Origin of the sequence: Paracoccus haematequi (assembly GCF_900631945.1) — a bacterium.
Classification (GTDB): domain Bacteria; phylum Pseudomonadota; class Alphaproteobacteria; order Rhodobacterales; family Rhodobacteraceae; genus Paracoccus; species Paracoccus haematequi_A.
Genome location: NZ_UZWE01000030.1, coordinates 102,084 through 116,844, shown reverse-complemented (window position 1 = coordinate 116,844; position 14,761 = coordinate 102,084). Strand labels below are relative to the sequence as shown.

General features: G+C 65.6%; 12 protein-coding genes. 5 read left to right on the top strand and 7 right to left on the bottom strand.

The window, feature by feature from the left end:
• The first annotated feature begins 43 nt into the window (after positions 1 to 43).
• The 4 genes from guaD (at position 44) to metH (ending at position 6,803) form a co-directional block, all read left to right on the top strand.
• Positions 44 to 1,327: a guanine deaminase gene (gene guaD, locus PARHAE_RS21665; RefSeq protein ID WP_241232773.1), complete on the top strand. Its 1,284-nt coding sequence runs from the start codon at positions 44 to 46 to the stop codon at positions 1,325 to 1,327.
• A 76-nt stretch (positions 1,328 to 1,403) separates the two neighbouring features.
• Positions 1,404 to 2,837, top strand: a complete 1,434-nt coding sequence (locus PARHAE_RS10600) for a mannose-1-phosphate guanylyltransferase/mannose-6-phosphate isomerase (protein ID WP_126154584.1) — start codon at positions 1,404 to 1,406, stop codon at positions 2,835 to 2,837.
• A gap of 212 nt (positions 2,838 to 3,049) precedes the next feature.
• Positions 3,050 to 4,096 (top strand): homocysteine S-methyltransferase family protein, encoded by a 1,047-nt coding sequence (locus PARHAE_RS10595; protein ID WP_126154583.1) that lies wholly within the window; start codon positions 3,050 to 3,052, stop codon positions 4,094 to 4,096.
• Entirely contained in the window at positions 4,089 to 6,803 is a 2,715-nt protein-coding gene (gene metH, locus PARHAE_RS10590) for a methionine synthase (protein WP_126154582.1), read from the top strand. The genes PARHAE_RS10595 and metH overlap by 8 nt, the downstream gene beginning before the upstream one ends.
• 74 nt (positions 6,804 to 6,877) lie before the next feature.
• On the opposite strand, the gene PARHAE_RS10585 is transcribed toward metH, so the two are convergent.
• The 6 genes from PARHAE_RS10585 to PARHAE_RS10560 all read right to left on the bottom strand — a co-directional run bounded on the left by PARHAE_RS10585 (position 6,878) and on the right by PARHAE_RS10560 (position 12,690).
• Entirely contained in the window at positions 6,878 to 7,918 is a 1,041-nt protein-coding gene (locus PARHAE_RS10585) for an ABC transporter substrate-binding protein (RefSeq protein ID WP_126154581.1), read from the bottom strand.
• Between the two features lie 94 nt (positions 7,919 to 8,012).
• Complete coding sequence (locus tag PARHAE_RS10580) at positions 8,013 to 8,735, bottom strand: SDR family NAD(P)-dependent oxidoreductase (protein ID WP_126154580.1); 723 nt, start codon at positions 8,733 to 8,735, stop codon at positions 8,013 to 8,015.
• A 10-nt stretch (positions 8,736 to 8,745) separates the two neighbouring features.
• The gene (ppk2, locus tag PARHAE_RS10575; protein WP_126154579.1) at positions 8,746 to 9,624 is read right to left on the bottom strand and encodes a polyphosphate kinase 2; all 879 of its coding nucleotides are present in this window, start codon (positions 9,622 to 9,624) and stop codon (positions 8,746 to 8,748) included.
• A gap of 3 nt (positions 9,625 to 9,627) precedes the next feature.
• Entirely contained in the window at positions 9,628 to 10,554 is a 927-nt protein-coding gene (locus PARHAE_RS10570; RefSeq protein ID WP_126154578.1) for a homoserine O-succinyltransferase, read from the bottom strand.
• 4 nt (positions 10,555 to 10,558) lie between these two features.
• Positions 10,559 to 11,419 (bottom strand): ATPase, encoded by an 861-nt coding sequence (locus PARHAE_RS10565; protein ID WP_126154577.1) that lies wholly within the window; start codon positions 11,417 to 11,419, stop codon positions 10,559 to 10,561.
• Positions 11,420 to 11,520: 101 nt separating this feature from the next.
• Entirely contained in the window at positions 11,521 to 12,690 is a 1,170-nt protein-coding gene (locus PARHAE_RS10560) for an OmpP1/FadL family transporter (protein ID WP_126154576.1), read from the bottom strand.
• Positions 12,691 to 12,938: 248 nt separating this feature from the next.
• Here PARHAE_RS10560 and guaB point away from each other — a divergent pair, with 248 nt between their 5' ends.
• Positions 12,939 to 14,387, top strand: a complete 1,449-nt coding sequence (guaB, locus tag PARHAE_RS10555) for an IMP dehydrogenase (RefSeq protein WP_126154575.1) — start codon at positions 12,939 to 12,941, stop codon at positions 14,385 to 14,387.
• Between the two features lie 45 nt (positions 14,388 to 14,432).
• On the opposite strand, the gene PARHAE_RS10550 is transcribed toward guaB, so the two are convergent.
• On the bottom strand, positions 14,433 to 14,747 hold the full coding sequence (locus PARHAE_RS10550; RefSeq protein ID WP_126154574.1) for a TIGR02300 family protein: 315 nt from the start codon (positions 14,745 to 14,747) through the stop codon (positions 14,433 to 14,435).
• Between the last annotated feature and the right edge of the window lie 14 nt (positions 14,748 to 14,761).

Here is a 14,761-nt window from a genome sequence, read left to right as displayed (position 1 = left end):
GATCACGCGGCTGACCGCAGCTTCTTCTTTGAAAAAAATACCCATGCAACAGCTGATCCGGGGCCGCGTCCTCGACTTCCACGCCGACCCCCACGATACCGCCGACAACCACCGCTATATCCAGGACGGCGCCATCCTGATCGAGGACGGCAAGATCCTCGCCGTTGATGATTACACCGCGTTGGCGCGCGAGGGCCTGGTCGAGATCGACCACCGCCCGCACCTGATCCTGCCGGGCTTCATCGACACGCATATCCATTTCCCGCAGGTCCAGGTGATCGCCAGCTGGGGCGCCCAGCTTCTGGACTGGCTGAACACCTATACCTTCCCCGAGGAAGAGCGCTTCAACCAGCAGGGCCACGCCCCCGCCATGGCCGATGCCTTCCTGAACCTGCTGACGGGTCACGGCACCACCACCGCCGTCGCTTTCTGTTCGGTCCACCCGGAATCGGCCGAGGCGCTGTTTTCCGCCGCCCATGCGCGGAACATGGCCATGGTCGCGGGCAAGGTGATGATGGACCGCAACGCGCCCGACGCGGTGCTGGACACCCCGCAGCGGGGCTATGACGACAGCAAGGCGCTGATCGCCCGCTGGCATGGCACCGGACGGCAGCGTTATGCGATCACGCCGCGCTTTGCGATCACCTCGACGCCGGAGCAGATGGCTATGGCGGGGCAACTGGTCCGCGAGCATCCCGATTGCCACGTCCAGACCCATCTGTCGGAAAACCTGGAGGAAATCGACTTCACGCTGAGCCTCTATCCCCAGGCGCGCGACTATCTGGACATCTACGAAACCCACGGCCTGCTGTCCGACAGGCTGCTGCTGGGCCATTCCATCCATCTGCGCCCGCGAGAGATCGCGCGCATGGCGGAAACCGGCAGCCGGGCGGTGTTCTGCCCGACCTCGAACCTGTTCCTGGGATCGGGGCTGTTCGACGAAGGCGGGCTGCGCGCGGCGGGCGTGGTCAGCGGCATCGCCACCGATGTCGGCGGCGGCACCAGCTATTCGATGCTGCAAACCCTGAACGAGGGCTACAAGATCCTGCAACTGCGCGGCCAGAAGCTGACGCCGCTGTCGGCCTTCCACTGGATCACGCGTGGCAATGCCCTTGCCTTGGGAATGGAGGACCGGATCGGCACCCTGGCGCCCGGCAGCATGGCCGATCTGGTGGTTCTGGACAGCCGCGCAACCCCGGCGATGGCGCTGCGGATGGAACGGGCCGAGACGTTGGAGCAGGAACTGTTCATCCTCCAGATCATGGGCGACGATCGGTCCGTCGCGCAGACCTATGTGGCGGGACAGGCGATGAAAACCGCGGTTTGACCGCCGCGCGGGCTTTTCCGGCGCGCGCGGGCAGGCTATCCCTTGGCGCAAATCAGCCTTCGAGGGACAGCCTTCCATGACCAAGATCACCCCCGTCCTGATGGCAGGCGGTTCGGGCACCCGGCTGTGGCCGGTGTCGCGCAAAAGCTTTCCCAAGCAATTCGCGCCTCTGGTGGGGGACCGGACGCTGTTCCAGGCCTCGGCGCTGCGGCTGGCGGGACCGGATTTCGCCGATCCGGTGGTGATGACGAATGCCGATTTCCGCTTCATCGTGGCCGAGCAGCTGGACCAGGCGGGCATCCAGCCCGGCGCCATCGTGATCGAGCCTTCGGGGCGCAACACGGCGCCTGCGATCCTGGTGGCGGCGCTGATGGTCGCCTCGAAAGACCCCGAGGGGCTGCTACTGGTCGCGCCGTCCGATCACGTCATCCCGGATGCCGCCGCCTTTGCCCGCGCCGTCCGTCAGGGCGTCGAACCGGCCGCCGAAGGCCGGATCGTCACCTTCGGCATCACCCCGGATCGGCCCGAAACCGGATACGGCTATCTGGAACTGGCTGGGCAGGGCGACGGCCCGCAGCCGCTGGCGCGCTTCGTGGAAAAGCCCGACACGGCGACGGCGGCGCAGATGCTGGCGCAGGGAAATTTCCTGTGGAACGCGGGCATTTTCGTGTTCAAGGCCGGGGTGATGATCGATGCGTTCCGCGCCCATGCCCCCGAATACCTGTCCCCCGTCCTGGCCGCCCTGGACGAGGCCAAGGACGACATCGGCTTTCTGCGGCTGGCCAAGGGTCCGTGGGACAGCCTGCCGGACCAGTCCGTCGACTATGCGGTGATGGAAAAGGCCGACAACCTGACCGTTGTGCGCTTCTCGGAACGCTGGTCGGATCTGGGCGGCTGGGACGCCGTGTGGCGCGAGGCGCTGCTGGAGGCGCCTTCGGACAACGGGGTGGTGACGGACGCCCATTCCACCGCCATCGACTGCCATGACGTGCTGCTGCGGTCGGACAGCGAGGATCTGGAGGTGGTGGGCATCGGGCTGACCGACGTGATGGTGGTCGCCACCGCCGACGCGGTGCTGGTGGCCGACAAATCCCGCGCCCAGGACGTGCGCCATGCCGTCAGCGCGCTGAAGGCCAAGGGCCGCAAGCAGGCAACGGCCTTTCCGCGCGACCACCGCCCCTGGGGCTGGTTCGAGACGCTGGCCCTGGCCGACCGATTCCAGGTCAAGCGCATCGTCGTGAAGCCCGGCGCGGCCTTGTCGCTGCAAAGCCATGTGCATCGGTCCGAACACTGGATCGTGGTGTCGGGAACGGCCAAGGTCACAGTGGACGACAAGGTGACGCTGGTCACGGAAAACCAGTCGATCTATGTGCCCCTGGGCGCCGTCCACCGGATGGAGAACCCCGGCAAGGTGCCGATGGTCCTCATCGAGGTGCAGACCGGCAGCTATCTGGGCGAGGACGACATCATCCGATACGAGGATGTCTATGCCCGCAGCAGCGCGGACTGATCCGCAAGCCGGTGGCGCTTCGCCCCCCTCGGGCCTGCCGGCCCCTTCCTCGCTGAAAAAGGTCCACCGGACCTTTTTCCGGGCGCTCGGAAGCCCAGAGGATATTTGGACCAAGGCAAACGACATGCCTGGCGTTCATAATCTTCTGTAGGATTATGAATTTGTCGTTGCGGGCGGGGCGCGCTATATCTGCGCCTTCTGGCAAGGATGACATGATGACCGGCAGACTGACCCCGTCCCCCGCCTTCGAGGCGCTGAACCGGCTGGCCGCCGAGCGGATCCTGATCCTGGACGGGGCGATGGGCACGCAGATCCAGCAGCTTCGGCTGGGCGAGGACGATTATACCGGCCACGGGTCGGGCCATGCCTGCCGCCATCACTCGGACCATCCCCAGCAGGGCAACAACGACCTGCTGATCCTGACCCAGCCCGAGGCGGTCGAGGAGATCCATTACCGCTATGCGATGGCGGGCGCGGACATCGTGGAAACCAACACCTTTTCCGCCACCACCATCGCCCAGGCCGATTACGGGATGCAGGCGGCGGTGCGCGACCTGAATGTCGAAGGCGCGCGCATCGTCCGCCGCGCCCTGGACCGCGCCACCGCCCAGGACGGCAGGCCGCGTTTCGTCGCGGGCGCGATCGGGCCGACGAACCGGACCGCCTCGATCAGCCCGGACGTGAACAATCCCGGCTATCGCGCCGTCACCTTCGAAGATCTGCGCAGCGCCTATCACGAACAGGCGCGGGCGCTGATCGAGGGCGGCGCCGATATCCTGCTGATCGAGACGATCTTCGACACGCTGAACGCCAAGGCCGCGATCTTCGCCTGCATCCAGGCGATGGAGGCGCATGGCCGGGCGCTGCCGCTGATGATCTCGGGCACCATCACGGACGCCTCGGGGCGCACGCTGTCGGGCCAGACGCCGACCGCCTTCTGGCATTCGGTGCGTCATGCCCGGCCCTGGTCGGTGGGGCTGAACTGCGCGCTTGGCGCATCGGCCATGCGCCCGCATCTCGCGGAACTGTCGGCGGTGGCCGACACCCATATCTGCGCCTATCCGAACGCGGGCCTGCCCAATGCCTTCGGGCAATATGACGAAGGCCCCGATGATACCGCCGTGCAGGTTGCCGATTTCGCGCGAGAGGGGCTGGTGAACGTCGTCGGCGGCTGCTGCGGCACCACGCCCGACCATATCCGCGCCATTGCCGAGGCCGTGGCCCCATACAGCCCCCGGAAGGTTCCCGAATATGCTTGAACGCCAGTTGCGCCTGTCGGGCCTGGAACCCTTCGTTCTGACCCCCGACATTCCCTTCGTGAATATCGGCGAACGCACCAACGTCACCGGCTCCGCCCGTTTCCGCAAGCTGATCACCAACCGCGACTATGCGGCGGCGCTGGAGGTCGCGCGCGACCAGGTGGAGAACGGCGCCCAGATCATCGACATCAACATGGACGAGGGGCTGATCGACTCGCGCGCCGCGATGGTCGAGTTCCTGAACCTGCTGGCCGCCGAACCCGACATCGCCCGCGTCCCGGTGATGATCGACAGTTCGAAATGGGAGGTGATCGAGGCCGGGCTGCAATGCGTGCAGGGCAAGCCGGTCGTGAACTCGATCAGCATGAAGGAGGGCGAGGAGCAGTTCCGCCAGCAGGCGCGCCTGTGCCTGGCCTATGGCGCGGCGGTCGTGGTCATGGCCTTCGACGAACAGGGCCAGGCCGATACCTGCGCCCGCAAGATCGAAATCTGCGCCCGCGCCTATCGCATCCTGACCGAGGAAGTCGGCTTCCCGCCCGAGGACATCATCTTCGACCCCAACATCTTCGCCGTGGCGACGGGGATCGAGGAGCACAACAACTATGGCGTCGATTTCATCGAGGCCACCCGCTGGATCCGCCAGAACCTGCCCCATGCCCATGTCTCGGGCGGGGTGTCGAACCTGTCCTTCAGTTTTCGCGGCAACGAACCCGTGCGCGAGGCGATGCATGCCGTGTTCCTCTATCACGCCATCCAGGCGGGGATGGACATGGGCATCGTCAACGCAGGGCAGCTTGCCGTCTATGACCAGATCGCCCCCGATCTGCGCGAGGCTTGCGAGGACGTGGTGCTCAACCGCCGCCCGGACGCGACCGAACGCCTGCTGGAGATCGCCGAGCGCTTCAAGGGCGACGGGGCTGGGCAAAAGCGCGAAAAGGATCTGTCCTGGCGAGAATGGCCGGTCGAGAAGCGGCTGGAACATGCCCTGGTCAACGGCATCACCGAATATATCGAGGCCGATACCGAAGAAGCCCGGCTTGCCGCCGAACGCCCGCTGCATGTCATCGAAGGCCCGCTGATGGCGGGGATGAACGTGGTGGGCGACCTGTTCGGCGCGGGCAAGATGTTCCTGCCGCAGGTGGTGAAATCCGCCCGCGTGATGAAGCAGGCGGTGGCCGTTCTGCTGCCTTATATGGAGGCCGAGAAGGCCGCCAACGGGGGCAGCGACCGGCAGGCGGCGGGCAAGATCCTGATGGCGACGGTCAAGGGCGATGTCCACGACATCGGCAAGAACATCGTCGGCGTCGTGCTGGCCTGCAACAATTACGAGGTCATCGACCTGGGCGTGATGGTTCCCGCGCAGAAGATCCTGGAAGTCGCGCGCGAACAGCAGGTGGACGTGATCGGCCTGTCCGGCCTGATCACCCCGTCCCTGGACGAGATGGTGCATGTCGCCTCCGAGATGGAGCGCGAGGGCTTTCAGGTGCCTCTGCTGATCGGCGGGGCCACGACTTCGAAGATCCACACGGCGGTCAAGATCGCGCCGCGCTATCACAAGGGCGCCGCGGTTTATGTCACCGATGCCAGCCGGGCGGTGGGGGTGGTGTCGTCGTTGCTGTCGCCCTCGCAGCAGGCGGCCTATGTCGACAACATTCGCGCCGAATATCTGGACGTGGCCGAGCGCCACGAACGCGCAGAGGCCGCCAAGCAGCGCCTGCCACTGGCCGCTGCGCGGGCCAATGCGTTGAAGGTGGACTGGTCCGGCTATCAGGCGACCAGGCCGCAATTCCTGGGCCCCCGTATCATCGACGATTGGGACTTGGCGGACATCGCGCGCTATATCGACTGGACGCCGTTCTTCCAGACATGGGAGCTGAAGGGCGTCTATCCCCGGATCCTCGACGACGAAAAGCAGGGCGAGGCCGCGCGCAACCTGTTCCGCGACGCGCAAGAGATGCTGGCCCGGATCGTCGAGGGGGGCTGGTTCAAGCCCCGCGCCGTGGTGGGTTTCTGGCCCGCGAACACGGTCGGCGACGATATCCGCCTGTTCACGGATGACGGGCGCACGACACCCCTTGCGACGCTGCACACCCTGCGCCAGCAGGTGACCAAGCGCGGCGACCGCCCCAACGTGGCGCTGTCCGATTTCGTGGCCCCCGAGGGATGCCCTGATTACGTCGGCGGCTTCGTGGTGACGGCGGGACCGGAGGAATCCGAGATCGCCGCGCGCTATGAACGCGCGAATGACGATTACGCCGCGATCATGGTCAAAGCGCTTGCCGACCGCATCGCCGAGGCCATGGCCGAGATGCTGCACGAACGGGTCCGCAAGGATCTCTGGGGCTATGCTTCCGGCGAAACCTTCACCCCGCAGGAACTGGTCGCGGAACCCTACAAGGGCATCCGTCCCGCGCCCGGCTATCCCGCCCAGCCGGATCATACCGAAAAGCTGACCCTGTTCCGGCTGCTGGACGCGGAAAGCGCGACCGGCGTGCGGCTGACCGAAAGCATGGCGATGTGGCCGGGATCCTCCGTGTCCGGCCTCTATATCGGTCATCCCGACAGCTACTATTTCGGCGTGGCGAAGATCGAGGAGGACCAGGCCCGCGACTATGCCGCGCGCAAGGGCATGGATCTGGCCGAGGTCGAACGCTGGCTGGCGCCGATCCTGAACTACACGCCCCGAAAAAAGGACGAGGCTGCGTAAGCCTCGCCCTTTCACTTTTGCTTAAATATCCCACAGGGGGTCCGGGGGACGTGAAGTCCCCCGGCCTTCGCCACTCAGAACCCGGCCTTGATCTTCTCGAACTCGGCCAACTGCTTCTCGCGCTGCGCCGGATCGTTGGGCGTCTGCGCCAGGACCGGGGCGTCGATCTGGGCCAGGCCCATGGCGACGGCGGGTTCATCGGCAATGGTCGCCATCGCCTCGGTCGAGGTATGGCCATAGCCGATCGTGTCCAGCAGCCCCTTGGCCGCTGACGGTTCCAGCCAGGCGTTGATGAAGTCATAGGCCTTGTCTTCGCTGCCCGGCCCGCCCTTCAGGTTCACGTAGCCGCAGAAGAAGGTCGACGACCCCTCGGTCGCCTCGCGCTGGAAGCCGACCGGATAGCCCTCGGCCTGCAACAGCGACAGGACATCGTTCCAGGACCAGGTGACATCCACCGCGCCCGACGCCATCAGCTGCGCCTGTTCCGAGGGATCGGCCCAATAGGCGGCGACGTTCTGGTGCGCCTGGCGCAGCCAATCGGCGGCGGCCTGGAACTGTTCGTCGGTCACGTCGGTCCAGTCGGTCGTGCCGGTCGCCAGATAGGCCAGCGCCCACACGTCGTCCGACGAATCCGGCAGCGAGGTGCGGCCCTGGTATTTCGGATTGGTAAAGACCTGAAGCGTCGCCACATCCTCGGCCGGGACGGTTTCGGTGTTATAGGCGATGGCCGCCGCGCCCCAGTCGGTCGGGATGAACCAGACGCCGCCGTCATCCTTGAAGACCGGCGAATCCAGGAAGCGCGGGTCGATCTTGTCGAAATTCGGAATTTTCGCGGTGTCCCAAGGCTCGATCAGGCCCGCGTCGCGGTATTTGCTGACCATCTGGCTGCACGGATGGGCCACGTCGGCCTTGAAGCCCGAGGCGACCTTCTGGAACGCCTCGTCGTCGTCGCCGTAAAAGGCATAGGTCGGGCTGTCGCCGTGCTTGTCGATATAGGCCTGGAAGATCGACGGTTCCTCGAACCCTGCCCAGTCGAAGACTGTCAGTTCCTTGTCCGCCGCAAAGGCGGGCAGGGCGATCAGGGTGGCGATGGCGGTGGTGGTCAGCAAGCGCATGAAATCGGGCCTTCCTGTTGGGCGGTTCGACCCGAACGCTAGCGGCGGCCAAACCCTGGCGCAAGGGCATCGCGCGGCGCTGACGGGCCGTTGATCACCGCATCCGCAACGCGCCGTCCAGGCGGATCACCTCGCCGTTCAGATAGGCGTTTTCGACGATATGGCCGGCCATGCGGGCGAATTCCTGCGGATCGCCCAGGCGGGGCGGGAAGGTGACTTCGCTGGCCAGCCCGTCCTGCACGTCCTGGGGCAGCCCGCGCAGCATGGGCGTGGCGAAGATGCCGGGCGCGATGGCGCAGACGCGGATGCCCAGACCCGCCAGGTCGCGCGCCAGGGGCAGGGTCATGCCCGCGGTCCCGGCCTTGGACGCGGCATAGGCCGCCTGTCCCTTCTGCCCGTCAAAGGCCGCAACGGACGCGGTGTTGACGATCACGCCGTTTTCGGTCCGACCGTTCCTGGCCATCTCGGCCGCCGCCAGCCGCAGCGTGTTGAAGCTGCCGATCAGGTTCACCTCGACCACGCGACGAAAGGCGTCCAGGTCGTGCGGCCCGTTCCGGCCCACGGTCTTTTCGCCGATCACGATGCCCGCGCAGTTCACGCAGATATCGATGCCGCCCATCAGCTCGACGGCCCGCGCGATGGCCGCCGCCGCGCTGTCGGCCGAGGTCACGTCGGCCTGCACATGGTCGGGTCGGTCGCCCGCCTCGCGGTCCAGGATCACCACCCTGGCCCCCTGCGCCCGAAACCAGTCGGCGGTGGCGGCCCCCAGGCCCGAGGCGCCCCCTGTGACGATGGCGCGGCTGTTCTTCAGGTCCATCGCGTGCCCCTTATCGATCCAGCAGGTCCGGCCCGCCGGTGACGGCCGGGTCGGGTGTGCCGATGGCGGCGGCGTCCTTGCCCGCGAAATCGACCGCGTTCAGGATCGTCTGGATGGCGGCGATCCGCGCGCGCCGCTTGTCGTCGGACCGGATCACCGTCCAGGGCGCGATGGGCGAATGCGACAGGTTCAGCGTGTCGTGGATCGCCTGGGTATAGTCGTCCCATTTCGCCAGACCCTCGACATCGATGCGCGACATCTTCCATTGCTTCAGGGGATCGGCCTCGCGGTCCAGGAAGCGGCGCAGCTGTTCGGCGCGGCCCACGTTCAGCCACAGCTTGACCAGGACGATTCCGTCATCGACCAGGGTCCGTTCGAAGCCCGGCAACTGCCGGAAGAACGCGTTGCGCTGCTGTTCGGTGGAAAAGCCGAAGACGCGTTCGACGATGCCGCGGTTGTACCAGCTTCGGTCGAAAAGCGCGATTTCCCCGGCGGCGGGCAGCCAGTCGACGTAACGCTGGAAATACCATTGCCCGGCCTCGCGTTCCGTAGGGGTGGGCAGGGCGACGATATAGGCCGACCGAGGGTTCAGGTTCTCGCGGGTGCGTTCGATGGTGCCGCCCTTGCCAGCTGCGTCGCGCCCCTCGAACAGCACGACCAGCCGCTTGCCGGTCGCCACCACGTCATGCATCATCCGTACCAGTTGCAGTTGCAACTGGCCCATCCGCGCCTCGTAGGTCTTGCGGTCCAGCCCTGCGCGATAGGGATAGGTGGGGTCCAGGATGTCGTCCTTGCCCGCGCCGTCCAGAACCTTCCTGATGTCCTTGGGCGCGTCCTTCAGCGCCTGGGTGATCTTGCCCACCAGGGGCAGAAGAGGCGCGTCGGGCATATCCTATCCCTTTCCGATGCGGTTCAGGTCGTATTCCGTCGTCTGATAGATCTCGTTGATCCAGTTACCGTAAAGCAGATGGGCATGGCTGCGCCAGCGGTTCGACGGCGTGCGCGTGGGATCGTCGTCGGGATAATAGTTCGACGGCACGTTGATCGGCCTGCCCGAGGCCACGTCGCGGTCGTATTCCTCTTTCAAGGTCGTGCTGTCGTATTCGAAGTGGTTGAAGACATACAGCGCGCGATGGCCCGGATCCTCCAGCAGGCAGGGGCCGCACTGGTCGCTGGCCAGCAGCGTGCGCAGGGCCGGGCGGGCGTCAACATCGGGCTGGCGCACCTCGGTCCAGCGGCTGACGGGGACCAGCACGTCGTCGGAAAAGCCGCGCAGATAAGGGCTGGCGGGGGCCTGGTTGTGGTGGCGGAAGCAGCCGAAGGCCTTGTGGTCCAGCAGGTGCTTGTCCAGGCGGTGGAAATGCCAGGCCATCGCCATGCCGCCCCAGCAGACGCCGAAGGTCGAATGGACATGGCTTTGCGTCCAGTCGAAGACGCGGGTCAGTTCCGGCCAATAGGTCACATCCTCGAAGGGCAGTTGCTCGACCGGGGCGCCGGTGATGATGAGGCCGTCGAACTTCTCTCCGGTGGCCTCGACATCGCGGAAGGGGCGATAGAAGCTCGCCATGTGGTCGGCGGCGGTGTTGCGGCTTTCGTGGTCGGACATGCGGATCAGCTGAAAGTCGATCTGCAAGGGGGTCGCGCCGATCAGCCGGGCGAACTGGTTTTCGGTCTGGATCTTCTTGGGCATCAGGTTCAGCAGCCCGATGCGAAGCGGCCGGATGTCCTGGGTCGCGGCCCGGCCCGGAGACATCACCATCACGCCTTCGTCCGACAGGATGCGATAGGCGGGCAGGTTCTCGTTCAGGGTGATGGGCATTGTCTTATTCCTTGCGGTCGATGGCGCGGGCGATCAGGGCGTCGAAATCCGCAGGACTGCGGACCTCGGCCACCTCCTCGGCCAGGACGGTGACGCCGCGCCGCGCCATCGCCTGATAGCGCGGCTGGCGGTGGGCCAGGGCGCGCGCGTAAGTCCAGCGGATGAAGTCGTCGGGATTGACCTGCGCCGCCTCCAGCCCCTTTTCGACGCGATAGGCGACCCAGGCCTTTTCCAGGAATTCCGGCTGGTAATACATGGGCTTGGGCGCCTTGTCGAAGCGGCGGACCAGTTCGGCGGTATGGGCGTCGGACCCCTTGATCCAGACCATCAGCAGATCGCGTTCCAGTGCCGACAGCACCGGATCGGCGGGATCGTCGGGATCCACCACCTCGCAGATCGAGCCGCCCGAATCGCAGACGAAATGCGGGATGGCATAGATGTCGCGGGCGCGGTCCATGAAGTGGCGCGTGTCCAGCAGGGCCGCGATCTCGGCCCGGCGGTGCTGGTTCTGGCGCAGGCAGTATTCGTCGAAGGGCAGGCCGCCTCGCGACGGGCTGCCGGGCTTGCCCAGATAGGTCGACAGCGGCGCCAGGTTGTCGAAGGTGATGTTGCTGGCGATATAGACGCTGTCGGACAGCAGCAGGTCGCGCAGGAAGGGAACCTTCATCGCCTCGCGCTTGAAGTTGTCGGCGATGAATTCGCCCATGTAGCGGGTGCCGATGCGGTAATCGACTGAGTAGTGGAACCAGTCGCCCGCCTCGCGCAGCATGTTGGCCAGGTATGTCTTGCCCAGGCCCGACATGCCGAACAGGACGATGCGCTTTGCGCCCGATCCCAACCATTCGCCGCCGCTGCCATAGATCATCGGGTGCCCCTTCGCCTTGCGCCGCATAGGTAATCCGCGCCCGGCCAAAAGCAAAGGCCCCGCCGGAACGGGGCCTTGCCTGGATCGCGGTGGCAGGGGGGTCAGAAGCTGTAGCCGATGCGGACGCCCACGCCCCAGGCATGGTTGTCGTCCATCGTGGCGACCTTGGTCTTGTTGCCGGTCTCCCCGATGCCCAGGTCCGAACCGCCCAGCCTGGTATAGTTGATGCCGGTCGTGACCTTGATGTTGTCCATCGTGTAGATGGCCGCCAGCGTGATGCCCTTGCGCCCGTTGGTGGGGGCAAGCGGCGACACCGTGTCCCCCTCGCTGGATTCATACAGGAACGAAACCGAGCCGGACCAGTTCTCGGTGAACTTGCGACCGACGCCGATCGTGTAGGTCGTCGTATCCTCGACCTCTACCAGGGGCACGGTGCCAGTGCCGGTGTTGATCGGGAAGACGGCGTTGTCCACGATGAACTCGGACCACTTGACCCACCGGATCGAACCGAAGACCAGCGTGCCCTGGGCTATGCCGGTCTGGCCCTCCAGGGTCCAACTGCGCGGCGTCTTGACCGTGTATCGTCCCGAGATGGTATCGGTCAGGCCGCCGGTCGCCCCCAGGATGACATCCCCCGTCTCGGTCATGTCGAAATCGTGGTCGATGGGAGAGTTGTAGGTCAGCGACACGCGGCCCGCGATCTCGGGGATCTCATAGGCCGCGCCGATGACATAGCCCGTGCCCCATTCGTCGTCGATCGTCAGGTCATAGGGCGGTGCGATCCTGCTGTATCCCGCCCCGTCCAGGGTCACGCCGCCATCGGCCCTGGACGCGCGGATCCCGCCGTGGATCGAGAAATTGTTCTCGAACTTGTAGCGGGCCAATGCCGTGAAGGTGGTCGAATTGACCTCGACCCGCGTTCCGCCCAGGACGACCGATCCGGCGGGCGCTACGGGATACAGGATGTCTGCGCCGAACGGCTGCTCCATGATGAAGGCAGCCGACAGGTTGTCGGTGAACTGGTGCTTGTAGGCCAGTCCCACGAAGCCATAGCCCTGCGCCACGTCGCCCGTATTGAAAGGTCCGCCAATGGCAGCCGGCGCCACGTCTTGCCCTTTAACCGTCGGATCCACGCCGCCGAAGCTGAGTTCCGCGTAATTCCCCTGTTCGAACAGCACCGACAGGGACTGCGGCGCCCGTTCGATCCCGCCCGCGACGATCGGGGACGCAGAGATCAGCAGAACCGCGCCGCCAGTCATGATTTTTTTCATAGTTCCCTCCCTTGGCAGCCATGCGGCCGCTGGATTCGAGCTTTACCGCCGATGTTCTACGAATCAATTAATGGTGCAATATGACGCGGCGTCGATGCCCAATGCGTGTGCCCCGCGTGTCTTTGCAGCAACTTTCGGTTGTCCCGGATCGGGGAATTATCCGAAACAAAAACGCCTCGCCGCACTGGACAAACATCCCGGCCCGTGAAAGGGGAAACTGCCAAACGAACTTGCCGCAAGGACACCCCATGCAGATTCGTGAGGCGCTTACCTTTGACGATGTGCTTCTGGTCCCCGCCGCATCCACGGTCATGCCCTCGACCGCCGATGTGACGACGCGCGTGACGCGCGCCATCGCCATGAACATCCCGCTGCTGTCATCCGCCATGGATACGGTCACCGAAAGCCGCATGGCCATCGCCATGGCCCAGGCAGGGGGCATGGGCGTGATCCACCGCAACCTGACCGCCGAACAGCAGGCCGACGAGGTCCGCCGCGTCAAGCGGTTCGAATCGGGCATCGTCTACAACCCGATCACCTTGTGCGCCGATCAGACCGTGGGCGACGCCAAGGCGTTCCAGGAACGCTTCAACGTCACCGGCTTTCCGGTCGTGGACGACCAGGGCCGCGTCGTGGGCATCGTCACCAACCGCGACATGCGCTTTGCCAGCGACGACCGGACGCCGGTGCGGGCGGTCATGACCTCGGACAATCTGGCGATGCTGACCGAACCGGCCGACCGCCAGCAGGCCATCGGCCTGATGAAGGAACGCCGCATCGAAAAGCTGCTGATCACCGACGGGCAGGGCAAGCTGACGGGCCTTCTGACGCTGAAGGATACCGAAAAGTCGGTCCTGAACCCCCTGGCCTGCAAGGACGATCTGGGCCGCCTGCGCGTCGCCGCCGCATCGACCGTGGGCGACGAGGGTTATGAGCGCAGCCAGGCCCTGATCGACGCGGGCGTGGACATGGTGGTGATCGACACCGCCCACGGCCATTCCGCAGGGGTCGCCAAGGCGGTCGAACGGGTGAAGATGTTCTCGAACGAGGTGCAGGTGGTGGCCGGTAACGTCGCCACGGCCGAGGGGACGCGCGCGCTGATCGACGCCGGGGCCGATGCGGTCAAGGTCGGCATCGGGCCTGGCTCGATCTGCACCACGCGGATCGTCGCGGGCGTGGGCGTGCCGCAGCTGACGGCGATCATGGATGCGGCGTCCGCTGCGGGCGAGGTGCCGATCATCGCCGACGGGGGCATCAAGTTCTCGGGCGATTTCGCCAAGGCCATCGCGGCGGGAGCCAGCTGCGCCATGGTCGGCAGCGCCATCGCCGGCACCGACGAATCCCCCGGCGAGGTGATCCTGTACCAAGGCCGGTCCTTCAAATCCTATCGCGGCATGGGCAGCCTGGGCGCCATGGCGCGCGGCTCGGCCGACCGTTATTTCCAGAAGGACGCGGCGACCGACAAGCTGGTCCCCGAGGGGATCGAGGGTCAGGTGCCCTACAAGGGTTCCGCCAGCGCGGTTATCCACCAGTTGGTCGGCGGCCTGCGCGCCGCGATGGGCTATACCGGCTGCGCCACGGTCGAGGAGATGCGCAAGAACTGCCGGTTCGTCCGCATCACCGGGGCTGGGCTGAAGGAAAGCCACGTCCACGACGTGCAGATCACGCGGGAAAGCCCGAACTACAGGCTTGGCTGACCCCGCAAAAGAACAAAGGCCGGTCTGGGACCGGCCTTTTTCGGATCAATCGTCGTCGTTTTCCGGGACATCGGCGATTTCGTCCAGCGACACGTCGCCGTCGTCGTCGTCCTCCTCCAGCAGATCGTCGTCCAGCTCGCCTGCGTCGTCGCCCAGATCCTCGTCGTCGTCGACCAGGTCGTCGTCTTCACGGGCGGCGGTCTTTTCGGTGACCAGCGTCTTGCCGCGCGAGTCCGTCAGGCTTTCCAGCGTGAAGGTGTTCCCGCAGGCGGGGCAGGTCATCGGATTGGCGCGCAGGTCGTAAAAGCGCGTCGCGCAGTGCGGGCACAGGCGTTTCGTGCCCCATTCCTCTTTGGGCATGGCATTCTCCTTCC